Consider the following 23,839-nt stretch of genomic DNA (forward strand, 5'->3'; position numbering starts at 1 on the left):
CTATGGCATCACCAGACTTCACACAAATCGGCGGCTCGCAGGATGATCATTCCAAGCGATCCTATTGGAGCAAGCCGGAAGGGATTACCTCACTGCTTTTTCTCGGCGGACTTGGCGCTTTTGGTTTATACTACTGGAACAAACTGGCTGCTTTTTTGATCGATGTGACGCAGAACACATTGTATCTGGGCTTTCTGCTCGCGGTACTTGCTGTACTGGTTTTTCTATTCACAAGCAAGGATGTTCGTACAGCGGTATTTTTCCTGTTCAAAACGCTAATGCGCAAAATAACAGGTTTGATCATCAAACTTGATCCTATCGCGATTATGAAGATTTATATCGACGATCTAAAAGAAAAACGCGAAAAAATGCAGGGACAAATTAACATTCTTGCGGGTCAGCTAGTAAAACTGAACAAAAAAATCACGGAGAATAACGAAGAGATCAAGCAAAAATTTGCAGAAGCGAACAAGGCAAGCCAAATGACGGACCGCCCGGGAATGAAGGAAACGGCTTCATTGGCGACGATCGAAGGCGCTGGTTTACAGGAAATGAATGAGAAGCTGTTCCCGCTGCAACGCAATATGAAAACGATTCTCGAATTCATGGAAAAAGTGAACAAGAGCGCAGATTATATTATTAAGGAAACGGAGATCAAGGTTAAACTAAAAGAGGCGGAATATCGGATTGTCAAAGAAAGTTCGAACGCGCTGCGTACTGCGGTAAGTATTTTTAAAGGCAATCCTGACAAAAAGTTTTATTTCGATGAGTCGATGGAATATATCCAGGACGATATGAGCCTGAAACTCGGAGAAATGAAACGCGCGATGGATCTTTCACTTGACTTTATTAATGGAGTCGATGTTCAGAATGGTATATTGTCGGATAAAGGTCAGGCGATGCTGGAAGCTTATAACAAAGGAGATTTCAAATTGATACAGCTCGATACCCCAAATCCGCCTTCCCGCTCAATTGATCCTCCGAAAAGTTCGAGCTACAAAGGCCTACTGGATTAACCGATTTATTACAACTACATTTTTCAATTTACTTTAAACAAACAATGAAAAGACTAACCGTTGCCGGAAGATTATTAATTACAGCCCTGGTTATAGGAGCCATTTTTGTTGGCTATAAATATTTTGGCGGCCAGCAGGCCCTTGAAAAAGTGGCCCAGGAACAAAAATCAACTGTTGACTCGGTATCGTCGAATTCAGAATCTTCCGAGACCTCCGATGCCACTTCAAACGAGAATCCTGCAGCCGCTCCATCAAAACAAGCTTTTGACTACACAACCCCTGAGCCAGTCAATGGAAAATTGAAAGGCGTTGTAGAACTTGGAGCAAGTGGATTTAACTCTTTTATCATCAAAGTTGACAGTGAAAAACGCTGGAAACTTGAAAAATCAGAATTCGGCAACAGCCTTGTAACCGAAAATATGGCTACGGACGAAGATATCCGTATCGGCCTTAAAAAGTACATCGGAACAATGCTCGATTTCGGAGTTGGTAAAAAAGATATCCATTTCGTAGTAAGTTCAGGTGCTGCAAAAGCGGATGTAACGAAGAAAATTACAGCTGCCTTGAAATCACTTGGATATGTTGTAAACCAGGTAACCGCGGAACAGGAAGGACAGCTTGCATTGAAATCTGTTTTACCGGCCGATTATGCAACAAAATCATTTGTAGTTGACATTGGATCTGGTAATACAAAAATTTCCTGGATCGCAGGAAGTGGGATAAAAGCTATTGAAACTTATGGTGCTAAATATTTCCAGGAAGGTACAGACGATAAAAAAGTATATGACGAAGTAAGTGCGAAAGCAAAACAGGTCCCATCGGAACTGCGCAAAACAGCATTTATTATTGGAGGCGTGCCGTTTGAAATGGCTAAGGAAGTCCGTAAAGACAAAGAACGCTTCACAGTTTTAAGTGCGCCCTCTGATTATTCGAAATTATCAAACGCAAAATCAAAAGCGGGCATCAATATTTATAAAGCCGTGGCTGATGCTACGGGCTGCCAGCAATTTGTTTTCGACTGGGATGCTAACTTTACAATTGGTTTCTTGCTAACTTTATAAAAAATTAAAGATTCTGTGAAGGGAGGAATGGAGAAAGGGTTACCCCCTGCCCCATTTTTCCCTTTTTATATAATAAGAAATGACGCTTAGAGATTTATTTAATCAGGTTTCTTCCAATTATTGGCCACTTGCCAGCTATTTTATTCTTCTGCCGCTTATCGCCTGGATCGTTGGCCAGACTGCGACGGGCAGCCGGGATGTTAAATTTTGGGGAATCATCTATGCAATCATCGTTTATGCTGTCTGCATTCCCGGAATTTTCGCTGTCACGCTCAATATTTATTTATTTTTGTTCGAAAGACAAAGTATCTGGCAGGCCAATATTATCATGCAATTTTTACCCGTTATTTCCATGGTATTAACGTTGATGCTCATTAAGCAGAAAATTCCTTTCTCATTAATTCCCGGATTTGGAAAACTCTCAGGGTTTTTGACGTTGATTACAGCTATGATCGGGATGATGTGGTTTGTAGACAGAATTCATTTGGTCGCTTTTACTTACGTACCATTTGCCTATATTGTAATTGGATTTGTCGGCACGCTATTGCTCATTAGATTCGCGTGGAGCAAACTGTTTTGAGAAATTCCTTTTACATACAAATCTCGGTAAGTGACGAGCAGAAACAATTTGCCCGCCAATTGGTTGAACATTCACTTCGCCATTACAAAATTCCGAATATTTGGGATCATCACGACGACCGGTTTTCCAGAACAAGAATGCTGCGTTACACCGGAACATTAGGTGAAATCATCTTTGCGGATCTTTACCATTTCCACCGCCCTGCCAAATCATTCGGCGCAAGTGATGGTCGGGATTTCGGACAAGATTTCCTGATCATATCAGAGGAGCAAAATTTCTCTGTTGATATCAAATCTATGAAAAGACGTTCGGGAGATTTGTCGTCCAATTTTGTCCTGAATATTCCCGCTCATCAGCTTCATAAGCCTGGATCGAAAACTTCACATTACTTCTGCATATCGTTCCATCAATCCGAATCTCGCGGCACAATCGCGTCACTGATAGGTTTTATTGATAAGGATGCATTAACCACGGGAGAAATTGGCACTTTTTACAAAGCAGGCTCCACCCGTGTTCGTCATGACCATACTTCATTTACGTTCCATGAGAATACATATGAAATATTGTTTGGAGATATCGACTCACCTGTGGTAACTGATTATATCCGCGGTCTGAAAGGATTTCGAATCTGTTATTTGAAAAACTAGAAATATACGTACATTTAAAAAGTATAGCTTAAAACATACATGTAAATGGAAAAAGTTAAAGAGACATAAGTTAAACTAACTTTAACAGTTAAAAAATCGGTAATTCAGGAATCGAAAATCCACGCCTCATGACCTGAAACTTCACTTCCAGCCTTATAAAGGATTGTCTGGTTAAGCTATTCAAAAAAATAATCTATCTAAATCTGAAATAGAAGACTTTCAAAAATCACTTCCACATAAATTAATGGGGTTTGCAAAAGTTTGTCTATTGAGCAAAATGACTGATAAGGAAATTAAAGATGCAGGAATAAAAGACAAATTTGGATTATGGTTCTATCTCTGGATACAAATGTGCTGGTAGACCATGCTTTGATAAGAGCGTATGATAAACAAGGTTTGAAACAGATAGATAAGATCAAGCCAATCACAGTGCTAAATTTTTGTCACCAAAATTCTCGAAAAGAAAAAAGGAATTGATTATTAGAAATTAATGGCTTCACAGACACGCACATACGATAAAAAAAAGTTGCTTGGACAGGTCTATACACCGATCCATATCGTAGAAAAAATTCTTAAAGATTCCGGTTTTTATGAGCTCGATTTCAGATCTCAGACTATTCTTGATCCTGCGTGTGGCGACGGGCGTTTTCTTATCTCTATCGCGCAATATATAATCGAAAATTCCGAAAGGGAAGATTTAAAACAAAATCTTGAAAACATACACGGCTGGGATATTGACGCAGACGCGATCGCTGCATGCCGACATAATCTTGATGCGTTGGTCAAGCCATATGCGCTGAGTATTGACTGGAAACTTAAAAACCTGGATGCACTGCGACAAATAGATCAAAAGGAGAAATTTGATCTAATCGTTGGAAATCCTCCGTATATACGAATCCAAAATCTCGACAGTTTACAGAGACAATTTGTTCAAAAAAAATATTCCTTTTGCCGGGCTGGCTCTACGGACGCCTATATGGCATTTATTCAACTTGCGTGTAACTTGTTAAGAGAAAATGGAACATGCGGGTTTATTACACCCAATTCGTTTTTAAGCTCCGAGACCGCGAGACCACTACGTGAGCATTTTGTAAAAAATCAAAACTTAAAACAGATCACGAATTACCGTTCTGTCAGGATTTTTGGAAATACCGGTACCTATGCGGCGATTACCATTTTCGGAAGGCAGCAACGCGAAACTTTTCGTTATGAATTAAGTGATTATGATTTTCAATACGGAATTAGAAATATTGAGTTTAGTGAACTCGACGGGGATTCACAATGGCATTTAACAACCGAAGAAGGTGTGACTCTATCAGGAACTACATTAGGAGATCTTTGTCAGATATCGGTTGGCATCACCACACTGGCCGATCAATTGTTTCTGTTCAAAATACTTGAAGAAAAAGACGATTTATTGACAGCTGTAAGTAAAAATGGAATTGTTAGCAAGTTTGAAAAATCTATCTTAAAACCAGCAGTAAAAGGGTCAAAGCTGAAAAAGTCATCAGATCCGGTTTCGGAATATATTCTTTTCCCTTACAAAAAAAACGAATTGGGAAAGCATAAAATTATTTCAGAAGATGAATTAAAAATGGATTTCCCTCATGCCTATAAATATTTAAAAAAGATAAAGAGTCAACTTTTGAAACGGGATAATGGTAAGGTGAATCCAGTAGCCTGGTACGCTTTTGGCCGTGCGCAGGGACTTGATTCATCATTTGGAAAAAAAATTATCTTTTCTCCGATGAACCGCTTTCCAAATTTCATTTTGTACGACAATCCCGATTGTACGGTTTACTCTGGCTATTTTATTAAATATGATGGACAGTACGACCACCTGTTATCACAATTGAATTCGCAGCGAATGGCAGATTTTATCGCCATCGCCGGCCGTGATTTTCAAGGTGGCTATAAAGGGTATAACAAAAAAATAGTTGAAAAATTTATCATTACTGACATTCCCTAATGATCGTTGTAACTGAATCTATCGAAAGACTTCGTCGCCTTTGCAAAATTATTCCGCCACTTCTTGAAAAAATAAGCAATTCAGAATTCTTGGTGAAGCCATCTCCCGGGAAATGGAGCAAAAAGGAAATACTTGGGCATTTGGTAGACAGTGCAGCCAATAACCATCACCGTTTTATACGGATACAACATGAACACGGCACTTTAATATCTTACGATCAAAACCAGTGGAATTCACTTAGCCATTATATTGATTTGGATCGCTCCCACCTTATCGCTTTCTGGACACTTTACAACAAACATCTTATTCACATTCTTAAATTTATCCCGGAAGAAAACCTTCGCTTAACTGGCGTGGGGGGAGACGGGAAACCACAGCCATTGCATTTCTATATCACAGACTATGTCGATCATCTGGAACATCACCTCCATCAGATCGTCTCTTACTAATAAAGTCTAAGAACATCTCACAGATAGTTAATCCATGACAAAATAAACTTCAACAAATCACTAAAATTAACGAACGTTCATTTATATTTGCAATAATATGAGAACGAGAGATGTTAACAAGGAAATCCTGATAAGAGAAAAGGCAATTGAAATGATTGTAAATCAGGGATTTGATGGGCTTAGTATGCATAAACTTGCTAAGTCTGCATCTGTTTCTGTTGCAACGATCTATATTTATTTTAAGGACCGGGAGGACTTGATCCAGCAGCTTTACACAGAAGAGTTTGAAAAAATGACAGTAGCAACGCTTGTAAATTTTGATCCCGAAAGTCATTTTGATGAAGGACTGAAAGTTCAATGGATGAATCGATTGAAATATTGTCTGGACAATCCATTGAGTATGACTTTCATGGAACAAATGAAACATTCGCCGCTGATTGACCGCTCCGTGATCGACCGAAGGTTTATTGATGCAATGACCCGGTTTGTACATACGGCAATAGCCAGAAATGAACTTATTCAATTACCGATTGAAATTTATTGGTCCATTGCTTTTGCGCCGCTGTATCAATTGGTCAAATTTCATATTTCCGGAACAAGTATGCCCGGACGACCGCCTTTCATTCTGGATGAAGCACAGATTGATCAGACGCTCTCACTTGTTTTAAAAGCATTGAAGCCTTGAAAATTATTTGTCCTGATTAAAGTATTTCTGTCTACTCAAACGTCGTCTCGATAAATGTCATCACCTAAATTCATTCGTCATGCAAACGCAATTTCAGGAAAATAAACATGTGCTGGTTTTCAAGACAAATCTGCACCATAGAGACATGAAGAAAATAGAGCCAGTCCTGAATGCAGAGACTAAGATTATCAGATGGAACGTGGACCTTACAGACATTGACAATGTTCTTCGCATCGAATCGAACGTACCACACACGGATCACGTCATCCAGATACTGAACAGCGAAGGCTTCATTTGCGAAGAGTTGATCGACTAAAACCATTAATATATGACAGAAAGTCAACCAGACACATTTACAGGTTACCAAAAGTTCATCGTTACTATTCTTGCAATAGTACAATTTACAGTAATACTTGACTTCATGGTTCTCTCTCCGTTGGGAGCCATTTTACTAAAGGAACTTTCCATCACTACAGCACAATTTGCCCTGGTTGTATCGGCTTATGCTTTCAGCGCCGGAGCAGCCGGTTTACTAGCGGCAGGCTTCGCCGACAAGTTTGACAGGAAGAAACTTTTACTGTTTTTTTATGGTGGATTTATTTTTGGAACTCTCCTTTGTGGATTGGCTCCGAACTACCATTTTCTACTGATTGCCAGAATCGTTACAGGAATTTTTGGCGGCGTGATGAGCTCGATCAGCTACGCGATCATTACAGATCTCTTTGCCATTCAGGTTCGCGGGCGCGTTATGGGATTCGTACAGATGGCATTCGCGAGCAGCCAGGTGATTGGTATTCCACTGGGTCTATTTCTGGCAAACATGTTCAACTGGCACGCTCCCTTTCAAATGATCGTAGCATTAAGTATCCTCGTCGCTCTTTCCATTCTGATCTACATGAAACCTATTGATGCGCATTTGAAGTTACAGACCAAAGCCAATGCTTTTCAGCATTTAACGGCCATATTTTCCAATATAAATTACCTCAAAGCCTTCGCAGCGACCACACTTCTGGCCACGGGTGGCTTTATGCTAATGCCATTCGGGAGTGCATTTGGCGTCCATAATTTGGGAATCAGTATCACGCAGCTTCCCTACCTGTATATGGTCACAGGCGTGTGTATGCTTTTCGCCAGCCCTATGATCGGGAAACTGAGCGACAATATCGGCAAATATAAAATGTTCCTTATAGGATCGGTTATTACATCAATAATCACCTTAATTTACTGCAATCTCGGCGTCACGCCGCTATGGATAATCATCGTTCTCAATGTCCTTTTGTTTGTCGGAATCACTGCCAGGATGATTTCCGCGAGTGCGTTAATGACTGCTGTGCCAGTACAGCAGGACCGTGGTGCTTTCATGGGTGTCAACGCTTCGATTCAACAAATCGCAGGCGGCATTGCTTCCATCATCGCCGGTATGATCGTGAAAGAAACGCCATCCGGGTATCTGGATAACTACGGTATACTTGGAAATGTCGTTGTTATCGCGGTCTTCTTTACCGTATTTTTAATGTATAATCTTCATCGATACACATCTGGCATACAGACCCGTAATCACGCCTAGTTGGATAAGAAGCTGCAAAATCTCGTATAAACATAAATATATCTTGGTATTCCAACGATCGTATTAATTGAAAAAGCCTTTCCTCGAAAGGCTTTTTTAACATACTCATGCTTTTCAGATATACCATAAAAATATATAAATATCTGTTAAGAGGCTATTTAACGAATTTTAAATATAGAACATATTATACTTTTTATTAATACTATACTTATCAATAAAATTAAAACTTTAAAATCTTTTTAGTTTATATTATTAGTTCTATCAATATTTTACCTTTATTTACAAACCAAACGAATTGTAAATTCTTAACTTTTAATACATATAATACTTTTAAATGAAGATCATCAGTATTGTTAACAACAAAGGTGGTGTTGGAAAGACTACTTCCGCACAGAGTATCGCAGCGGGTCTTGCTAAGTTTGCTAATGCACGAGTGCTGGTAATAGACCTGGACGCTCAGGCCAGTTTGACAAAAAGTTTTGGAATTGTTCACAGCGGTTTGAAAAAAGACAGCGGTTCTTTCATCACGGGAGAATATGAATTTGAAGAAATCGTAAAGCATGTGGGAGATGTGGATATTTTACCTGGTTCAGCAGAAATGAGCCACAAGGAAGACACGATCAAGTCAGCTCCGATTTTCCCTTTTAATCTGAAAATTGCACTTGAAAAAATAAAGGACCGTTATGATTTTGTGATCATCGATTGCCCGCCTGCCCTGAACGGAAATACGAGAATGGCACTAGTTTCCTGCCACCAGTATTATGTGCCATTGCAAGCTGAATTTTTAAGTTATGAAGGTCTTCGCAACTTCCTGGTTTACTCCGCGGAAATCAAAAAGATAAGTCCGACAACAAACCTTGGCGGCGTATTCGCAACACGGTATAATCCAAAAATAAGAAAGAAAATAAGTCACGAACTTATCAGCGCTACTAAGGAGCAACTTGGTGACGTATTTATGAATAGCTATATTCGTGATAATATTGCTTTGTCTGAAGCGCAGGCGGGCGGAACTAATATCTTCGATTATGCCCCAAGCAGTAACGGAGCCGAAGATTATTATAAGCTAACGAAGGAAATTCTGGAACGTATAAACAATTAAAATATGGCAAAGGACAAGAAATTTGATTTCGCACCTCTTCCCATTGTCTCTGACATCAACGACGATTTTGAAGCAAATTCATCAACAAGTGAAAATAATTCTGCTCCCACAAAAGTTACATTTGATTGTGACTACGCTCTTCTTGAAAAAATGAAGGACTACGGATATTGGGAAGGACTCACTCAGAAGGATATTATTCTTGAAGCACTGACACGCTATTTTGACTCAGCGGAGATTCGTCCCCGCCCGGAAAAAATCAGGAATAAAACCAAAGTTGGCCGCAAGCCGAAGTCTTTGGTTAGCTGATAAAAGGATAATTGTTGCTGGGTTTTATTCCAGCAACAATTTCCCGGAAGTCTGATTCTTGCCGTTCGACAGACGGTATACATAGTTACCCGCACTTAATTTTTTTAGGTTGATTTCCGTTGCCTGCAGGAAAGTTTTCTGAAGCATCTTTCTTCCGCTCAAATCATAAAGTGTGAACTCCGATAATCCTGCAAGCCCGACTTTGATGTACACCAGCTCTTTTGCCGGATTTGGAAAGACCTGTACTGCATTTCTGAGATCAGCATCAACGGCTGGAAGTGGGTCAATAATAACTCTTGTCTGCGATCTTGCTGAACATCCCTTTTTGGTTTTTACCTCAACCTCATATAAACCGGCGTCAGAAAGTCTTGCATTGGTAAATGTGGGATTTTGCAGATTTGATGTAAAATCATTTGGGCCTGTCCAATTGTAGCTGTCATTCTCGGAGGCCTTCAAACGAACCGTCGCACCTTCGAAATACGGACCGTCATTGGAAGATGTGACATCCGGATTTGGATTCACATTTACTTTCATGAATGCTTCATATGAAACCGCGGACGCATCCCGACACGTAGCACTGTAAGAAGTTGAGCCGGCTGGACGTACGGAAATAATCTCCGTCCTTTCACCTGTTGACCACACAATGGAACCCGGGCAGCCAAGTGCAGTAAGAATCGAAGCCTCTCCGGCACAAATAGAATCTTTCGACGCCAAAATCCGAAACCGTAAAGGAGCGTCCTTCCGCTCGATTTTCCAGCTAATTATTTTTGAGCGTTTAAATTGGCGCTCGTCTTGCTTACTGATAGCAGTTGAGTCAAAAATGGTAGCAGTCAGCGTTGTGATACGGCTTCTTAGGACATGATACGGAACCGTCAACTTCTCGGTTCTCGTTCTTAGTACGCGCCCATCCAGGCTCCACTCAACGGAGAGTGAATTGGGATTCGGCTTTAATAATTCCAGAATAAAAGATTGCCCCTGCTGGTTGACGACAACGGGCTCATTATTGGCTGGAGTAAATTTCTCGACAGGATCAACCAAATCCAGAATTCGCTCCACGGTTGCCTCGCGACATACGTTACAAAACTCTTTATTCAAAACCTCCATCAGGCAATTCATGGAAGTTGGCTTGAACCAGTGAGAGGCTTCGCCCTCGCCGTGCCGGAAAACCCCGACATTATTTGCGTGAAGCCAATTTTTCCATTTGATTGACCCAGGGTCGCTGTTTCCTGTCATATTTGGTGCCTCCCAGCCATAACCTGAGCCGGCCCAGTATTCGTCATTCAGGCGTGTCAAGGTATGGCCAATCTCATGCACACCGATTTTGTTGGCCTGACTATCCAGCGTATGAACAGCAAAAGAACCTCCTGACCCTCCGTACCAGGGAGAATTTGCCAGAATGACGATTAAATCATATGAGGGAAAGTTCTTCGCCAGCAGATCAGACAAAGCAGAATAACCAGAAATGGTAACAAGACGGTGAATACTCTGACCAAAAGATGACGCAAAATAGGTATCCTTTTTCTCGACCGGTTGGTTGGGATAAGCATCAATGGCAGAACCCGGGTTTGTAATACCGCTGTCTTTTGAGGGCGTTCCAATCGAAAAAATATTAAAATAATTTCGATACCGATCGTAGGGAGAATAACTCAGAAAAAAGTCAGCAAACTTTTTCGCTTCTGATGCAAATTTCGGCATTTCTTCCTGTGTGAAACCATCCCCCAGAATTACAATATTCACACGATTGTCGATCGGGCCGGCCTTGTAGATGGTATCTACAGGAAATTTCTGAGCGCTTGAACACAAAACAGCCAGACAAGCGAGTATGGTAAAAAATAGTCTCATTTCTTTACCAGAAGACTGTATATTTTCAACTCTCCTTCTGGAGTTACGCTATATAGGTCAATTTTCTCCCGTGCAGGATCGTCCTGAACACGTATGGAAAGGATGCCTTTCCGAGCTACCTGAGCGTCTTGGCTCAAAGTTCCATCCTTACTGAAAACCTCAACCGAACGGAATAAGGGATGTTCGTAGAAAATCTCAACTGGCTGTCTTTTATCAGTAAAAAAATGAACCGCTTTGATTTGATTTTGCTGAATTCTTGCGGAACCAAGATCTTTCATCCTGCCGTTACCAGCAATTGAATTTACCAATTTTGCCTTAACAGCTGCATTTTTACCTTCCTGAGTGAGCAAAAAATCCAGAAATAAGATATGATCCGCCGCCTGTCTGTCATAGTTTGGAAGCTCACTCGCGCTTACAAACGACTTTGCCTGTTTGCAATTAATCAGTTGCAAACTAAGAATGAAGAGAAATAGTACAGAACGTTTCAGCATGTGTATTACTTTTTGGGAGGTCTAAAAATATAGACACTAAAATACACAAAAGCGTTGCTACGTACAGCATTATTTTACCAAAATCTAATTAACGGTTACAGAACTCTTACAATCTTTTTCATTTCCTCAAAAACAAAATCAACGTCTTCCCTCGTAGTCAGGTAATTAACAAAAGCTGCACGAAGGCAGAACTCACCATTTAAAACTGTCGGCGTCATAAATACTTTTCCTGTTTTATTCAACGTGTCCGAAAAAACTGGGGTTTTCTCTGCTTCTTTCAGTTTAAAACAAACAACATTTAATCTGACAGGGGCCGTCAATTCAAAAGACTCATCTGCTTCCAGGTAGTCACCGAATGCCTTCGCACAGTTCACGCTATTTGCAACGATCGATCTAAAACCCTCTTTCCCATACGCAACCAGACTGAACCAGGCTGTTAACGCCCTGAACCGCCGTGAATTCTCCGGTAGAAAATTCATATAAGAAAAATTTTCCAGCGGATCACCCAGATATGGGGCGTTGGAATTTTGAAAAGTCTGTACCTGTAATTTCGAATGTTCTTTTCTCGTAAAGAAAACTGCACTATCATAAGGCACGTTCATCCATTTATGGCAGTCGATGGTGATACTATCTGCATATTCCCAACCCTTCACCAGGTATTGATAGTCTGCTGAACACGCAGCAAAACCGCCAAAGGCGGCGTCCACGTGCATCCAGAAATTATACTTTTCTTTAAGTTTCGCGATAGCAGCTAAATCATCAAAATCAACGGTATTGACCGTTCCTGCACTGCAACTAATGATTACCGGTTTCCCCTGCAATTGGAATAATTTCCTTTCCAGAACAGTCAAATCCATGGCTTCACGATTGGGAAGCGTACCGATTTTGATAATCTTACTGCTGCCAAAACCAAGCATGGATAACGACTTTATCACGGACGAGTGTGGCGTCGCTGCCAAAACCACGATTTCGTCACTCATTCCATCGCGAGCGATATCTTTTCCAATTTGTAACCCGGCCCATTGCCGTCCAACCGCCAGACCGGTGAAGTTTGACATCGTGGCGCCAGAGACAAATCCACCGTTGAATACATCAGGGAGCTCAAATAATTCAGCGATCAGTCGAATGGTTTGCTTCTCCAAAATTGCAGAAATATCCCCGCTTCCATGAGTAGTCTGCGTGTTTTGATCAAAAACAGATGTTAGCCAGTCCCCGGCCAAAGCAGCCGGCGTTACCCCTCCTACAACATATCCCCAGTAGCGGGGGCCGGCACTTGAAACGATTATCTTACGGAAATTCTCGTTAAAATAATCCAGTGTCCTCGACGTACCTAAACCGGTGTCCCCGAGCGGCTCTAGATTTACGTCTTGATCCGTATGCGAAGTTCGTGCATCATGAAGCGAAGCCAGATAATCGGCACTATATTTTTTTATTTCATCTAAAATCAGCGAAATATCTTCCTGATCAGTTTTTAGTACTTTGTTCATTCTAATAATATAAAACTCTCAAAAAATCATTACCTGGCACAGCGTGACTGCTGGCTATTTATATTTAACTCAAAATCTTTTAAACCTTGCTCTGATTACTATCGGCAATTCTCCGGTGATAATTAATTTGTCCTGTATGCCAGGCCAGATGCTGATACAGATGGGTCAAGATGAATGCATAACTCTGGTGACTATGTATCTCAACAACTTCTTGCGGATATTCTTCGGTCAGCAGATCTTCATTCATTTTAAGAATCGCCCCGGGGATTATTTCCAGCAAAAAATCAACCTCTTCAATCAATTGTTCTTTTGTGAAGATCCGTAAATTAAATTCTGCATCCCGATCTCTGACATATGCGAACCTGCCGATATGTAATCCGATATAACTCCGGAGATTTCCGATAAGATGCTGGCAGATATTTCCGCCGGAATTGATCGTACCGGGAATTTTCACCCAGAGCGATTCTTCTGTATGGTAAGCCGAAATTTCCTTTTTCAAACGGTGTAGGTCACGTCGATACAGGAAGACAAATTCATGTAGTTTCATATGGTGATGGTTTATACTTTACGCTGTTGCAGGCCGTAGCCGGACTTTACGAGAAACACACCGGTCATGGTCACAGAAAATGCGATAATTGTATACCAGGTCAACTTCTCATTTAAAATAATGAATCCCAGTAAAATCGCGACAAGCGGGTTAACGTAGGCATATACAGAAACGAGACCTGCCGGAAGTTTAGACATCGCATATAAATAGGCCCCAAATGCCAAAATTGACCCGAAACAGATCAGATAGAGTAAAGCGAGCAGGGAAGTATTGTTCATCGCAGGTATGTGATTCCAGTCCTCGTTGAAAATACTTAAAGCAAACAATCCAATACCACCGGTTAACATTTGAACTCCGGCATTAAAAAAAGCACTGGAATTTGATTTGTAAGCCTGGGTATATAACCCGCCGAAACACCAGGAAATACAGGAAAAAAGTGCGACAAGAATTCCTTTCAGTCCGTCTTTGTCATGCACAAATTCCAGGTTATCGCTAAAAGTCAGCACAACCCCGGAAAATCCAAGCAGCATACCTGCCATAATCTGCCAGTTCACTTTTTCATTTTTCCTCAGCATAAGGTTGAGAATGATGGTAAAGATCGGAATAAGTGAACAGATCAGCGCAGCCAGACTGCTTGGAATATATCTGACGGCCCAGCCGACAATACCTGTTCCAAAAGTAATCAAACACAATCCGGGAATAATCTGTAGGCGCGCGTCTCGCCAATCCCAGTTTTTTTCATTCCCGCTGATAAATAGGAAAGCCAGTAAAAGGGTTCCGGCGATCGTATTTCGGATCCCCATAAACATGAATGCCGGAAAACCTGCCACTCCAATTCGGGCGACGAGATAAGTCGTTCCCCAGAAAAAACAAACAAGAATTAATGCTGCATAAGCTCTAAAATTCGGATTCATGACAGAAAGATCAATAGGTATGATTAATGGTTCTGCAAAAATTCATCATTTAATTCTAAAAAAACAGATTCACTTTTTTAAATTAGCAGCATAACAGATATTTCAATCTGTTGTATAAAATGAAAAACCGATATGCAGGAAACACTTAGTAAAGACGACTTCCTTTACATGGCTGTGGCGGAGCGTTTTGAAAATCAGATAGAAAAGAATATACTGAAAACAGGTGATAAGTTGATTTCGCTCCGTGCGCTGAGCAAAGAACAGGGAATCAGTATCAGCACAGCATACAAGGCCTACATCGAGCTGGAAAATAAGGGATTTATTGAAGCGCGTCCAAAATCAGGTTATTTTGTTCGATTTAGTCCTTCGCAATATCTCAAAACCCCAGATTCACCAAAACCTTCTTCTGGGTTGGTCAAGGTTGATGTCGAAGAAATGCTGAGGATTGTATACAAGACACTGAGTCAGGAAGGGGTTGTCAAGCTGGCCACTGCAACGCCCTCGCGGGAGCTGATACCTGAGGCAAAACTAAACAAAGCGATGATGGAGGCTATTCGCCGGAGTCCGAACAGCTGTACCGCTTATGAAGACGTGCAGGGAAATCTGACACTCCGGAAACAGATCGCAAAATATGCGTTTAATTGGAATGGAAATATTACATCGGATGACGTCGTGACTTCACAGGGATGCATGGAAGCACTTGGCTTCTGCCTTAAGGCCGTAACGCAACCGGGCGATACCGTTGCCATGGAAAGCCCGACATACTTCGGAATTTTTAACGTAATGACAAGTCTCGGCTTAAAGGTCCTTGAAATTCCAACAGACGCAGAAACGGGCGTCGATATTGAATATCTTGAAAATGCTCTGCACACAAATCCAGTCAAAGCGTGTCTTTTTGTGCCTAATTTCGGAAATCCGTCGGGAGGTTTAATGCCTGATCACCGAAAGAAACAGCTCGTTGAACTTTTAGCAAAGCATCAGATTCCATTAATCGAGGATGATATTTATGGCGAAATGTATTTTGGAAAAACCCGCCCGAAAACCTGCAAAAGTTATGATAAAGAAGGATTAGTGATGCTTTGCTCATCTATTTCCAAAACACTGGCACCAGGCTATCGCGTGGGTTGGTGCATTCCGGGTAAGTTTATGGACAAAATAATCAGCATAAAACTCAACAGCACGGTATCTTCCGCCACGCCAACGCAGGCAGCGGTCGGACTGTTTTTCGAAACCGGGCGTTACGACCTGCATATGCGAAAAATGCGAAAAGCGTTGCATACACAATGCCTGCGTTACATTCAGGCAATATCAGATTATTTCCCAAAAGACACCAAGGTAAGTCGTCCGCAGGGAGGTTATGTTTTGTGGATTGAAATGAATAAAAATGTTAATGCCTTTGAATTATTTGAAAAAGCTTTACAGGAAAAAGTAAGTATCGCTCCGGGACAGATTTTCAGCACGGACGCCAGATTTACCAATTATATCAGGATCAGTTTTGGCGCGCCTTACAGTGAATTCATTGATAAAAGTCTGAAAAAACTCGGCAAAATCGTAGAATCTCTGCGTTGAAGCAGCGTCTTTTTAAAAACTGCTTGAATTATTTTGAGGTTTGTATTTGGCACTCGTTCTGATAAATGCCTCTGAATTAATTTTTTACGTGAAAAACCTTTGTTATATAAAATTGCAACAACAGTGCAACTACCTGATTTACAGCACATGTAACCCTGTTGCACGCTATATCTGTCTATCTTTGTTCTGAGTTCGATCGAAATGTTGTTTTAGTATTAAACCAACTGGACACCCGCTAATTCAGTTTTAATTCAGTTTCATGAAAGAGGAAATCAGCATAAAACATATACATACGGAAGAACACTGCTGCGGTCCAGAAAACGGACCAAAGCATAGTCATGAGAAGCATCATCACGACCACGACCACGATCACGACGACCACGATCATGACCATGATCATGGAGGAGATGAAAATAACAGTTTATTGATGAGCAGATGGACATTGTGGCTTAGCCTGTTTATTCTTGCTGCTTTTCTGATCACCACGTTTTTATTGAGAATTGAAGTAAACCGATATGCCGAAATTGCTTTGATGCTTTCTGCGTATTTGCTGGCCGGATACAAAACAGTGATCCGGGCTTTCCAAAAGGTAGGACGTGGGGACTTATTTAATGAATTTTCTTTAATGACGATCGCTACCTTCGGAGCCTTTTACATCGGAGAATTCAGTGAGGGGGTGGCAGTAATGATTTTTTATGAAATTGGAGAATTGATTCAGGATCTTGCAGTTAGCCGGTCCAGACGTTCCATTAAAGCATTGCTTGATATCCGTCCTGACACTGTTACAGTTTTAAGAAATGATCAAAATGTCATTATTTCTCCATATGAAGTACAGCCGGGCGAAAAAATCCTGGTCAAAGCAGGTGAAAAAGTAGCACTTGACGGTGTGCTCATCTCAGACTCCGGAATATTCAACACGGCGGCTTTGACAGGAGAGTCGAAACCGAACCTAAAAAGGAAAAATGAAAGTATTTTGGCCGGAATGATCAATACCGAAAAATCCGTCGAGATTGAAGTTAGCGCTTTGTTTAAAGATTCCAAGTTATCGCGTATACTGGAAATGGTTCAGGATGCAACTGCAAGAAAAGCACCTACCCAATTACTAGTCAGCAGATTAGCAAAAATTTACACGCCAATCGTTTTCGGTCTGGCGCTACTAATTATCCTGATTCCGTATTTTTTTGTCCAAGACTATGACTTCCAGCAGTGGCTTTACCGCGGGATGGTTTTTTTGGTCATTGCATGTCCTTGTGCGTTAACAATATCTATCCCGCTGGGTTATTTTGGTGGAATCGGATTAGCATCCAGAAATGGTATCCTTGTTAAAGGTTCAAACTTTTTGGACGTCGTGACAAACATTGATACGCTTGTTTCCGACAAAACCGGGACTTTGACTAAAGGCGTCTTCAACGTTCAGCATGTTGAAACAAAGATCGAGCGTGAACAATTTCTGAATTATTCTGCGTCACTTGAACAATATTCGACACATCCGGTGGCAAAAGCCGTAGTCCAATATGCTGGCACTCCCGGTTTAGCAAAAGCAGAAGACGTTGAAGAGTTCTCCGGGCTCGGGTTAAAAGGCCGGATCGTAAATAATATTGTGCTTTGCGGAAACACAAAATTAATGCAGAAATTCTCAGTGAATTATCCTGCTGAACTGGACAAAATTGTAGAAACAATCGTCGTTGTTGCTGTTGACAATTCCTATGCGGGGTATCTGACAATTTCCGATGAAATTAAGGAGGATTCTGCCCAGACCATACGCGAGCTAAAAGCACTTGGAATTGAAACAATTATGCTTTCCGGAGATAAAAAAGCAGTTACTTCTTCAATTGCGAAGGAATTAGCCATAGATAAAAGTTATGGAGATCTGCTGCCGGAAGATAAGGTCAGGATTGTTCAGGAGCTAAAAGACAATGGTAAAAGGATTGCCTTTGTTGGCGACGGTGTGAATGACGCACCAGTAATTGCTTTGGCAGATGTAGGAATCGCTATGGGTGGTTTGGGATCAGATGCTGCAATTGAAACTGCTGATATCGTTATTCAGAATGACCAGCCTTCGAAAATTGTTTCGGCGATCAAAGTTGGAAAAATCACCAAATCGATCGTCTACCAAAATATCGCGCTTGCCATGGGTATTAAAATTCTCGTGATGGCGCTTGGTGCCGGTGGAATAGCAACACTCTGGGAAGCTGTATTTGCAGATGTGGGCGTTGCTTTGCTTGCAATTCTGAACGCTTTCAGAATTCAGGGCAAAAGACTATAAGTAACAAATACTCTCGAATTATTTGAAAAGAGAAGTGTGGTTTTTAGAACCATACTTCTCTTTTTAGTTTAAATTATCTTGTCCGGATATCTCATCTTACCTTCCCGTTTGCTCAATTTTTCACTAGATTAGTAAGGAGATTTTTAATATTGCCAAATAATAGGACTTTGCATTTCCACGGTTGGCATACTAATTGCAACTGCAATATTTAATAATCACTCGACGTAATAGTCTAACATCAGCACCAATTATCAGCGGTATGCAGGAAAGAAATAAAAGGTCATATATTTCATCAGTAATCAGGCAAGTTTTCATCGTCATAATTTGCTTGGTCGCGATAGAAAGTTATGGCCAGCAACATAGAAATTATACTGTGATGTGGCGAGGAAAAGAAGTGGGATCATTGAAGGCGACATCCCAAACTCAGCCAAATGGTCAGCTGTATTCTACCGACAGTGAAATGAAAATTCAGATGCTTCTGTCGTTTCATATCCAATCCAACATCACCAATGTCTTTTCAAATTCCCAGCTGAAGGACGCTCAGGTTCATCGCTTTGTAAATAAAAAGAAAAAATTGACGAGTACAACACACTTCAATGAAAACCACTATGAATTAAAAAAAGATAAAGACCAGGTTGTCAAGATGAAAAGTAATATCCCTGCAACGGTAACCTGGCTATACTTCAACGAGCCGGTTGAAAAAACTGAAATATTTTCCGAAACGTTTCTTACTTTTTTAAAATTCAAACAGATAGCAGCTTCCGTGTATAAAACCACGCTTCCGGATGGGGATGTGATGACCTACACCTATCGCTCAGGCGTATTACAACGTGTAGAAATTGAGTCTGGTTATGGTGAATTTGTCTTTAAACTGAAAATATAACGTGTTTTAAACCAAAGTGTTAGAAAAAAATACCTAAACGTTAATTTGATAAACTACAATAAGAAAAAACAAAAAAGTGATTTAAGACGTTATTAAAAAGATAATGACACCACAAAAAAATCCTTTTTTACCTGTATTAATCAGGTACGATTTTTTTGAATGAACTGTAAACCAACCGATCGTTATGAAGAAACTACTATTATGCATGGTTGCCATCATGGCATTGCTAAATTTCAGTTGTTCAAGAGATAAGGCCATGGACAGCGACGTTGAAGCGAAAAACGAAGTGCAGATCAGAATTAAAAACGCGAGTTTGTTACCCTACCAAAACATTGAGGTCAACACCAGCGGAGGCGTAAATAATTTTGGAAACCTTCCTGACAATCAAGTATCTGAGTATAAAACTTTCAACTTCGCTTATCCCTACAGCTTTGTAAAATTGCAGATAAACGGAGAACCTTATATTATCGAACCCACTGATTACGCTGGTTTGAACCGGTTGGAAAACGGAAAATATACCTATGAGATAAGCCTGGATCCGGAAGGAAACCAGATTTTCATGTCTCTTTTGAAGGATGATGTGATGAATTGAGTAAATTTCGTGAGGTAATGGGCAGCACAAATTGTGGATTCTGTTACCTTCACGAAGAAATTTATACTCAATTACTACTTCATGAAAAGATTTATTCTTCCTTTATCCCTTCTTATTTATTCTGCTGCGCACTCTCAATCAGAACTGCAAAAAGCACAGGCTTCCACGAGCAGTTATGCTCAAACATATCAGCCCCCGGTTTTTTCTGACAAGGATCGTCTTGCCCGGATTAAGGAAGCGATACCGGTCGTTGAAAAACTTTACAAGGAATATGCCGAAAAAAATAATTTCCCAGGAATGGCTTTTGGTCTGGTTGTCGACGACCAGGTCATTTATTCAGATGGATATGGTTATACGGATGTTATGAAAAAAACCAAAGCATCCGGAAAATCCCTCTTCCGGATAGCTTCCATGAGCAAAAGTGTCACAACGATGGCGATCCTTAAGCTGCGGGATGAAGGTAAACTGCGTCTGGATGACCCTGCTTACCTCTATATTCCTGAGCTGAAATCGATGCCACTGCTCACAGCTGATTCGCCAGCGATTACAATCAGAAACCTTATGACGCACACTGCAGGTTTCCCGGAAGATAATCCGTGGGGAGACCGGCAGCTGGATACAAAGGATGACGAGTTAATTCAATTGATAAAAAAGGGTTTGTCAAATTCGAATGTCCCCGGAGTTCAGTATGAGTATAGTAATCTGGCATTTGCTATGCTGGGGAAGATAATCGGAAAAGTTAGCGGCACCTCTTATCAGCAGTATATTACGGATAGTATTTTTAAACCTCTGGGAATGAACAGCACCCTTTGGGAATATACAAAGGCACCGGCCGATCTGCTTGCTCATGGGTATAGATGGGAAGATGGAAAGTGGAAAGAAGAAGAACTACTACATGACGGAACATACGGTGCAATGGGAGGAATTTTGACATCTATCGAAGATTTCGGAAAATACATGGCGTTTCACCTTTCAGCATGGCCACCGAAAAATGATAAGGAAACCGGGCCGGTAAAACGTAGCTCGGTCCGTGAAATGCAGCAGCCCTGGACATTCAATAATTTAAACACGAGATTCAAATATCCTGACGGGCGGACTTGTGCACTCGTAAGCAGTTACGGTTATGGTCTCAGAATCAGCCGGGATTGTGACAACCGGTTATTTGCCGGGCATACTGGCGGTTTACCGGGATTTGGGAGCCAATGGTGGATCATGCCCGAATACGGTATCGGAGTGATCGCTAACGGAAATCTTACCTATGCCGGAATGAATACCGTCAATTTTGCCGTAATGGACACTCTGATTTCCATAGCAGGTTTACAGCCAAGGACACTGCCGGTCTCTCCCATTTTAAAACAACGAAAAAAAGAGCTTGCACAACTTTTACCAGACTGGTCGAATGCGGAAAGGTCGAAGATCTTTGCAGTTAATTTTTTCCCCGACAAGTCTGTCGAAATAAGACGAAAAAACAGCCAGCAATTATTCGCCAAAATCGGGAAGATCAGTGCTGTAAAGGATCTCGTTGCGGAAAATCAGTTGCGTGGAAAATTTGTAGTTGAAGGAGAAAAGGGGGCGCTGGAAATATTTTTCACATTAACACCAGAAAATCCTGCGCTTGTTCAACAATTGGATGTAAAAGAAATCTCAAAATAAATGAAGGAAACCGACATGTTTTACCTCCAGAAAGAAGAGCCTGTTAAAGGCTGTCTTTCTGCGTTGCGCCAGATCATTCTCGGTCGAGACAGCGATATTACCGAAGCGTGGAAGTATCGGATGCCATTCTTTTGTTATAAGGGAAAGATGTTTTGCTATTTATGGATAGATAAGAAAACCAATTTCCCTTATCTGGGAATCGTGGAAGGAGGAAAAATCGATTATCCCGGACTAGTCCGGGATGATCGTTCAAGAATGAAAGTAATAAAGTTTGATCCGTCTCAGGATCTGCCGCTGCCAACGATTCTGGTTATTTTGGATGCTGCGCTGAGTCTTTACATCAGCGGAACAATTAAAACAAAAAGGTGACTATTTAACCTTGCTATCCAGCCATTTCTTACGAAAAGCATGCATTTCTTCGGTAACCGGCAAGTTTAATTTCTCGTTTGTGAGCACGATCAACTTAGGATTCTCGGCCAGATTTACGACGCTCATGTTCGTTGTACCACGGTGAACAAATTCTATCTCTAATTTATCACCAGGTTTATGAGAATCTAAAATCGCCTTAATCTCATTTTCCGACTTTACAGCCTTCCCGTCCAGTTTCGTAATCTGGTCGTCGATATCTACTCCCGCGTTATACAACGGCGTATCAACAGTTGTGTTAGCAGCGATGATCAACTCCGACTTCTCCACGTAGCGGATATTACCAATCCATGCCTGCCCTGCAAATTCTTTTGTCAACTTCATTCCCGCTTTTTCGAACAAAGGTGCGTAATCAAATGACTCATGACCATTCACGTATTTCTTAAAAAAATCCGCAGCGAAAACTTTATCGCCGGTTACGGACTCTAGGACGGATTGCAGATCTGCGATCACATAAGGCTTTTCTGTCTTTCCGAATTTCAGCCATACTGCTTTCATGTACTGATCCAGGGATAATTTCCGGCTCATCAGTTCCAGGTCAAGAGCCATCGCGATAGACGCGCCGTATGGATAATACGAAGTATACGTGTTGGGGTAATTTGTTTTATCCACAGCCACACCTGCATCCACAAAAACGGCCATACAACTTGCCTCTGCCGGGGATAGCTTTTTTGCCCCCGGCGTATTTTCCTTGGTATTGGCCAGGGCGCTAAACGTTCCGGTTATGTCGTTCAAATCTCTGAAACCAGCCCTCTTTAAAAGTAATTCTCCATAATATTGAGTGAAACCCTCGGCGAACCAAAGTTCATGGCTCATGTTACTTTTCTCATAATTAAAAGGTTCGAGGCTTTTTGGACGAATGCGCTCCACATTCCACGCATGAAAAAACTCGTGGGCAAAAACACCGAGCAAATTATTCGAACCGTTGAATTTTATCGGCAGCGCAATCATCGTACTGTTTCTATGTTCCATTCCATCACCCTTTACGTATGGATTTATACTGGCCAGGAAAGTATATTGTCCATAATCAAAAGAAGGAAACTCTCCGAAAACTGCTCCGCTCTCTTCGGTTATCTTTTTAATTTTATCCGCAAAAATTGAAGCTCCGGCATCATCAGAATCAATTTCCAGCGCTAGTCTGAAATCAAGATTTTTATTATCAGAATTTATCAAAGACCAGTTTTTTATGATCAGTTTCCCGATTTTTACGGGAGAGTCCATAAAATATTGAAGATCCGGTGCCGTAAAAACGTTAGGCTTGTCGGTAGGTTTCAACTGCGTCGCGATCGTCCATCCTTTCAAATCAGGTAGGTTAAAATTAACTTCAACCGGCGCCTTTTCCAGCTCCTTCACCCACATGAAAGCCGCAGGATTATTTAGCTGAATGCTGCTCTGATCGATACCCGCATAGGTCCCGTCCGGATGATTGGCGTACAAAGTATAACGAACCTTTACTGATCCATTGGCGGTAGGAACCTGATAGACATCACCATCCAGACGTTTTATTTCCAAGGTTTTTCCTGAGATATCCAGAGCAGCTACGTCGTATACATTTTTTCCAAATTCATGTGTTGCGTAACGTCCGGGGGAAGACCTGCTCATCCGGAACGTCAATTGTTTTTGAGTCGCACCTGTCACCGCTACCTCGATTACCGCTTCGTGATGGACGATGTTCGGGAATGAGACAGTATAACTGATTTTCTGCGCAGACGCAGAGAAGATTGTAAAAATTAGGAAAACGGAACTTAAACACCGGATCATTTCAGCCTGGTTATATGGTAAGAATAACC

At 41.2% G+C, this 23,839-nt stretch carries 23 protein-coding genes; 17 read left to right on the top strand and 6 right to left on the bottom strand.

Annotation, left to right across the window (positions count from 1 at the left end; translation table 11 throughout):
- Nucleotides 1–2: 2 nt before the first annotated feature.
- From BMY70_RS13795 to BMY70_RS13845, 11 genes are all read left to right on the top strand, one after another.
- A complete protein-coding gene (locus BMY70_RS13795) occupies nt 3–1,016 on the top strand; it encodes a hypothetical protein (RefSeq protein ID WP_090335777.1) in 1,014 nt (337 codons plus the stop codon).
- A gap of 44 nt (nt 1,017–1,060) precedes the next feature.
- Nucleotides 1,061–2,077 carry a hypothetical protein gene (locus BMY70_RS13800; RefSeq protein ID WP_090335778.1) on the top strand — a complete coding sequence of 339 codons (1,017 nt, stop codon included), beginning with the start codon at nt 1,061–1,063 and terminating at the stop codon, nt 2,075–2,077.
- A gap of 79 nt (nt 2,078–2,156) precedes the next feature.
- Entirely contained in the window at nt 2,157–2,657 is a 501-nt protein-coding gene (locus tag BMY70_RS13805; RefSeq protein ID WP_090335779.1) for a hypothetical protein, read from the top strand.
- Nucleotides 2,654–3,304 (top strand): hypothetical protein, encoded by a 651-nt coding sequence (locus BMY70_RS13810; protein WP_229209607.1) that lies wholly within the window; start codon nt 2,654–2,656, stop codon nt 3,302–3,304. Before BMY70_RS13805 ends, BMY70_RS13810 begins: the two co-directional genes overlap by 4 nt.
- A gap of 490 nt (nt 3,305–3,794) precedes the next feature.
- Entirely contained in the window at nt 3,795–5,273 is a 1,479-nt protein-coding gene (locus BMY70_RS13815) for an Eco57I restriction-modification methylase domain-containing protein (protein ID WP_090335781.1), read from the top strand.
- Nucleotides 5,273–5,722: a DinB family protein gene (locus BMY70_RS13820; protein ID WP_090335782.1), complete on the top strand. Its 450-nt coding sequence runs from the start codon at nt 5,273–5,275 to the stop codon at nt 5,720–5,722. The genes BMY70_RS13815 and BMY70_RS13820 overlap by 1 nt, the downstream gene beginning before the upstream one ends.
- Before the next feature lie 97 nt (nt 5,723–5,819).
- Nucleotides 5,820–6,407, top strand: coding sequence for a TetR/AcrR family transcriptional regulator (locus BMY70_RS13825; RefSeq protein ID WP_177197021.1), 588 nt, complete (start codon nt 5,820–5,822; stop codon nt 6,405–6,407).
- 79 nt (nt 6,408–6,486) lie between these two features.
- Complete coding sequence (locus BMY70_RS13830; RefSeq protein WP_090335783.1) at nt 6,487–6,723, top strand: hypothetical protein; 237 nt, start codon at nt 6,487–6,489, stop codon at nt 6,721–6,723.
- Between the two features lie 12 nt (nt 6,724–6,735).
- Nucleotides 6,736–7,974 (top strand): MFS transporter, encoded by a 1,239-nt coding sequence (locus BMY70_RS13835; protein ID WP_090335784.1) that lies wholly within the window; start codon nt 6,736–6,738, stop codon nt 7,972–7,974.
- Nucleotides 7,975–8,308: 334 nt separating this feature from the next.
- Nucleotides 8,309–9,073: a ParA family protein gene (locus BMY70_RS13840; RefSeq protein WP_090335785.1), complete on the top strand. Its 765-nt coding sequence runs from the start codon at nt 8,309–8,311 to the stop codon at nt 9,071–9,073.
- A 3-nt stretch (nt 9,074–9,076) separates the two neighbouring features.
- Nucleotides 9,077–9,379 carry a hypothetical protein gene (locus tag BMY70_RS13845; protein WP_090335786.1) on the top strand — a complete coding sequence of 101 codons (303 nt, stop codon included), beginning with the start codon at nt 9,077–9,079 and terminating at the stop codon, nt 9,377–9,379.
- A gap of 24 nt (nt 9,380–9,403) precedes the next feature.
- Here the strand turns inward: BMY70_RS13845 and BMY70_RS13850 are convergent, their stop codons facing one another.
- From BMY70_RS13850 to BMY70_RS13870, 5 genes are all read right to left on the bottom strand, one after another.
- Entirely contained in the window at nt 9,404–11,221 is a 1,818-nt protein-coding gene (locus tag BMY70_RS13850) for a M64 family metallopeptidase (RefSeq protein ID WP_090335787.1), read from the bottom strand.
- On the bottom strand, nt 11,218–11,712 hold the full coding sequence (locus BMY70_RS13855) for a hypothetical protein (RefSeq protein WP_090335788.1): 495 nt from the start codon (nt 11,710–11,712) through the stop codon (nt 11,218–11,220). The genes BMY70_RS13850 and BMY70_RS13855 overlap by 4 nt, the downstream gene beginning before the upstream one ends.
- Nucleotides 11,713–11,807: 95 nt before the next feature.
- Nucleotides 11,808–13,199 (bottom strand): pyridoxal phosphate-dependent decarboxylase family protein, encoded by a 1,392-nt coding sequence (locus tag BMY70_RS13860; protein ID WP_090335789.1) that lies wholly within the window; start codon nt 13,197–13,199, stop codon nt 11,808–11,810.
- A 79-nt stretch (nt 13,200–13,278) separates the two neighbouring features.
- Entirely contained in the window at nt 13,279–13,746 is a 468-nt protein-coding gene (locus tag BMY70_RS13865; RefSeq protein ID WP_090335790.1) for a DUF1572 family protein, read from the bottom strand.
- Between the two features lie 11 nt (nt 13,747–13,757).
- Complete coding sequence (locus BMY70_RS13870; protein WP_090335791.1) at nt 13,758–14,660, bottom strand: DMT family transporter; 903 nt, start codon at nt 14,658–14,660, stop codon at nt 13,758–13,760.
- Nucleotides 14,661–14,792: 132 nt separating this feature from the next.
- Here BMY70_RS13870 and BMY70_RS13875 point away from each other — a divergent pair, with 132 nt between their 5' ends.
- The 6 genes from BMY70_RS13875 to BMY70_RS13900 all read left to right on the top strand — a co-directional run bounded on the left by BMY70_RS13875 (nt 14,793) and on the right by BMY70_RS13900 (nt 21,992).
- Nucleotides 14,793–16,229 carry an aminotransferase-like domain-containing protein gene (locus BMY70_RS13875; protein WP_090335792.1) on the top strand — a complete coding sequence of 479 codons (1,437 nt, stop codon included), beginning with the start codon at nt 14,793–14,795 and terminating at the stop codon, nt 16,227–16,229.
- A 259-nt stretch (nt 16,230–16,488) separates the two neighbouring features.
- On the top strand, nt 16,489–18,495 hold the full coding sequence (locus BMY70_RS13880; protein WP_090335793.1) for a heavy metal translocating P-type ATPase: 2,007 nt from the start codon (nt 16,489–16,491) through the stop codon (nt 18,493–18,495).
- A gap of 259 nt (nt 18,496–18,754) precedes the next feature.
- A complete protein-coding gene (locus tag BMY70_RS13885; RefSeq protein ID WP_143072098.1) occupies nt 18,755–19,378 on the top strand; it encodes a DUF6134 family protein in 624 nt (207 codons plus the stop codon).
- 184 nt (nt 19,379–19,562) lie between these two features.
- Nucleotides 19,563–19,970, top strand: a complete 408-nt coding sequence (locus BMY70_RS13890) for a hypothetical protein (RefSeq protein ID WP_143072099.1) — start codon at nt 19,563–19,565, stop codon at nt 19,968–19,970.
- An 81-nt stretch (nt 19,971–20,051) separates the two neighbouring features.
- Entirely contained in the window at nt 20,052–21,623 is a 1,572-nt protein-coding gene (locus BMY70_RS13895) for a serine hydrolase domain-containing protein (protein WP_090335796.1), read from the top strand.
- Nucleotides 21,624–21,992: a DUF1801 domain-containing protein gene (locus tag BMY70_RS13900; protein WP_090335797.1), complete on the top strand. Its 369-nt coding sequence runs from the start codon at nt 21,624–21,626 to the stop codon at nt 21,990–21,992.
- Here the strand turns inward: BMY70_RS13900 and BMY70_RS13905 are convergent, their stop codons facing one another.
- Entirely contained in the window at nt 21,993–23,810 is a 1,818-nt protein-coding gene (locus BMY70_RS13905) for a M61 family metallopeptidase (RefSeq protein ID WP_090335798.1), read from the bottom strand.
- Between the last annotated feature and the right edge of the window lie 29 nt (nt 23,811–23,839).

This window comes from Dyadobacter koreensis, from assembly GCF_900108855.1.
Taxonomy (GTDB): Bacteria; Bacteroidota; Bacteroidia; order Cytophagales; family Spirosomataceae; genus Dyadobacter; species Dyadobacter koreensis.

Excerpts from the sequence above, each read along its gene's own strand:
- BMY70_RS13805 (WP_090335779.1), top strand. The coding sequence starts at position 2,157 with ATGACGCTTAGAGATTTATTTAATCAGGTTTCTTCCAATTATTGGCCA.
- BMY70_RS13795 (WP_090335777.1), top strand. The coding sequence starts at position 3 with ATGGCATCACCAGACTTCACACAAATCGGCGGCTCGCAGGATGATCAT.
- BMY70_RS13800 (WP_090335778.1), top strand. The coding sequence starts at position 1,061 with ATGAAAAGACTAACCGTTGCCGGAAGATTATTAATTACAGCCCTGGTT.
- BMY70_RS13865 (WP_090335790.1), bottom strand. The coding sequence starts at position 13,746 with ATGAAACTACATGAATTTGTCTTCCTGTATCGACGTGACCTACACCGT.
- BMY70_RS13820 (WP_090335782.1), top strand. The coding sequence starts at position 5,273 with ATGATCGTTGTAACTGAATCTATCGAAAGACTTCGTCGCCTTTGCAAA.
- BMY70_RS13855 (WP_090335788.1), bottom strand. The coding sequence starts at position 11,712 with ATGCTGAAACGTTCTGTACTATTTCTCTTCATTCTTAGTTTGCAACTG.
- BMY70_RS13860 (WP_090335789.1), bottom strand. The coding sequence starts at position 13,199 with ATGAACAAAGTACTAAAAACTGATCAGGAAGATATTTCGCTGATTTTA.
- BMY70_RS13825 (WP_177197021.1), top strand. The coding sequence starts at position 5,820 with ATGAGAACGAGAGATGTTAACAAGGAAATCCTGATAAGAGAAAAGGCA.
- BMY70_RS13840 (WP_090335785.1), top strand. The coding sequence starts at position 8,309 with ATGAAGATCATCAGTATTGTTAACAACAAAGGTGGTGTTGGAAAGACT.
- BMY70_RS13875 (WP_090335792.1), top strand. The coding sequence starts at position 14,793 with ATGCAGGAAACACTTAGTAAAGACGACTTCCTTTACATGGCTGTGGCG.
- BMY70_RS13835 (WP_090335784.1), top strand. The coding sequence starts at position 6,736 with ATGACAGAAAGTCAACCAGACACATTTACAGGTTACCAAAAGTTCATC.
- BMY70_RS13850 (WP_090335787.1), bottom strand. The coding sequence starts at position 11,221 with ATGAGACTATTTTTTACCATACTCGCTTGTCTGGCTGTTTTGTGTTCA.
- BMY70_RS13885 (WP_143072098.1), top strand. The coding sequence starts at position 18,755 with ATGCAGGAAAGAAATAAAAGGTCATATATTTCATCAGTAATCAGGCAA.
- BMY70_RS13845 (WP_090335786.1), top strand. The coding sequence starts at position 9,077 with ATGGCAAAGGACAAGAAATTTGATTTCGCACCTCTTCCCATTGTCTCT.
- BMY70_RS13880 (WP_090335793.1), top strand. The coding sequence starts at position 16,489 with ATGAAAGAGGAAATCAGCATAAAACATATACATACGGAAGAACACTGC.
- BMY70_RS13905 (WP_090335798.1), bottom strand. The coding sequence starts at position 23,810 with ATGATCCGGTGTTTAAGTTCCGTTTTCCTAATTTTTACAATCTTCTCT.
- BMY70_RS13815 (WP_090335781.1), top strand. The coding sequence starts at position 3,795 with ATGGCTTCACAGACACGCACATACGATAAAAAAAAGTTGCTTGGACAG.
- BMY70_RS13890 (WP_143072099.1), top strand. The coding sequence starts at position 19,563 with ATGAAGAAACTACTATTATGCATGGTTGCCATCATGGCATTGCTAAAT.
- BMY70_RS13870 (WP_090335791.1), bottom strand. The coding sequence starts at position 14,660 with ATGAATCCGAATTTTAGAGCTTATGCAGCATTAATTCTTGTTTGTTTT.
- BMY70_RS13895 (WP_090335796.1), top strand. The coding sequence starts at position 20,052 with ATGAAAAGATTTATTCTTCCTTTATCCCTTCTTATTTATTCTGCTGCG.
- BMY70_RS13900 (WP_090335797.1), top strand. The coding sequence starts at position 21,624 with ATGAAGGAAACCGACATGTTTTACCTCCAGAAAGAAGAGCCTGTTAAA.
- BMY70_RS13830 (WP_090335783.1), top strand. The coding sequence starts at position 6,487 with ATGCAAACGCAATTTCAGGAAAATAAACATGTGCTGGTTTTCAAGACA.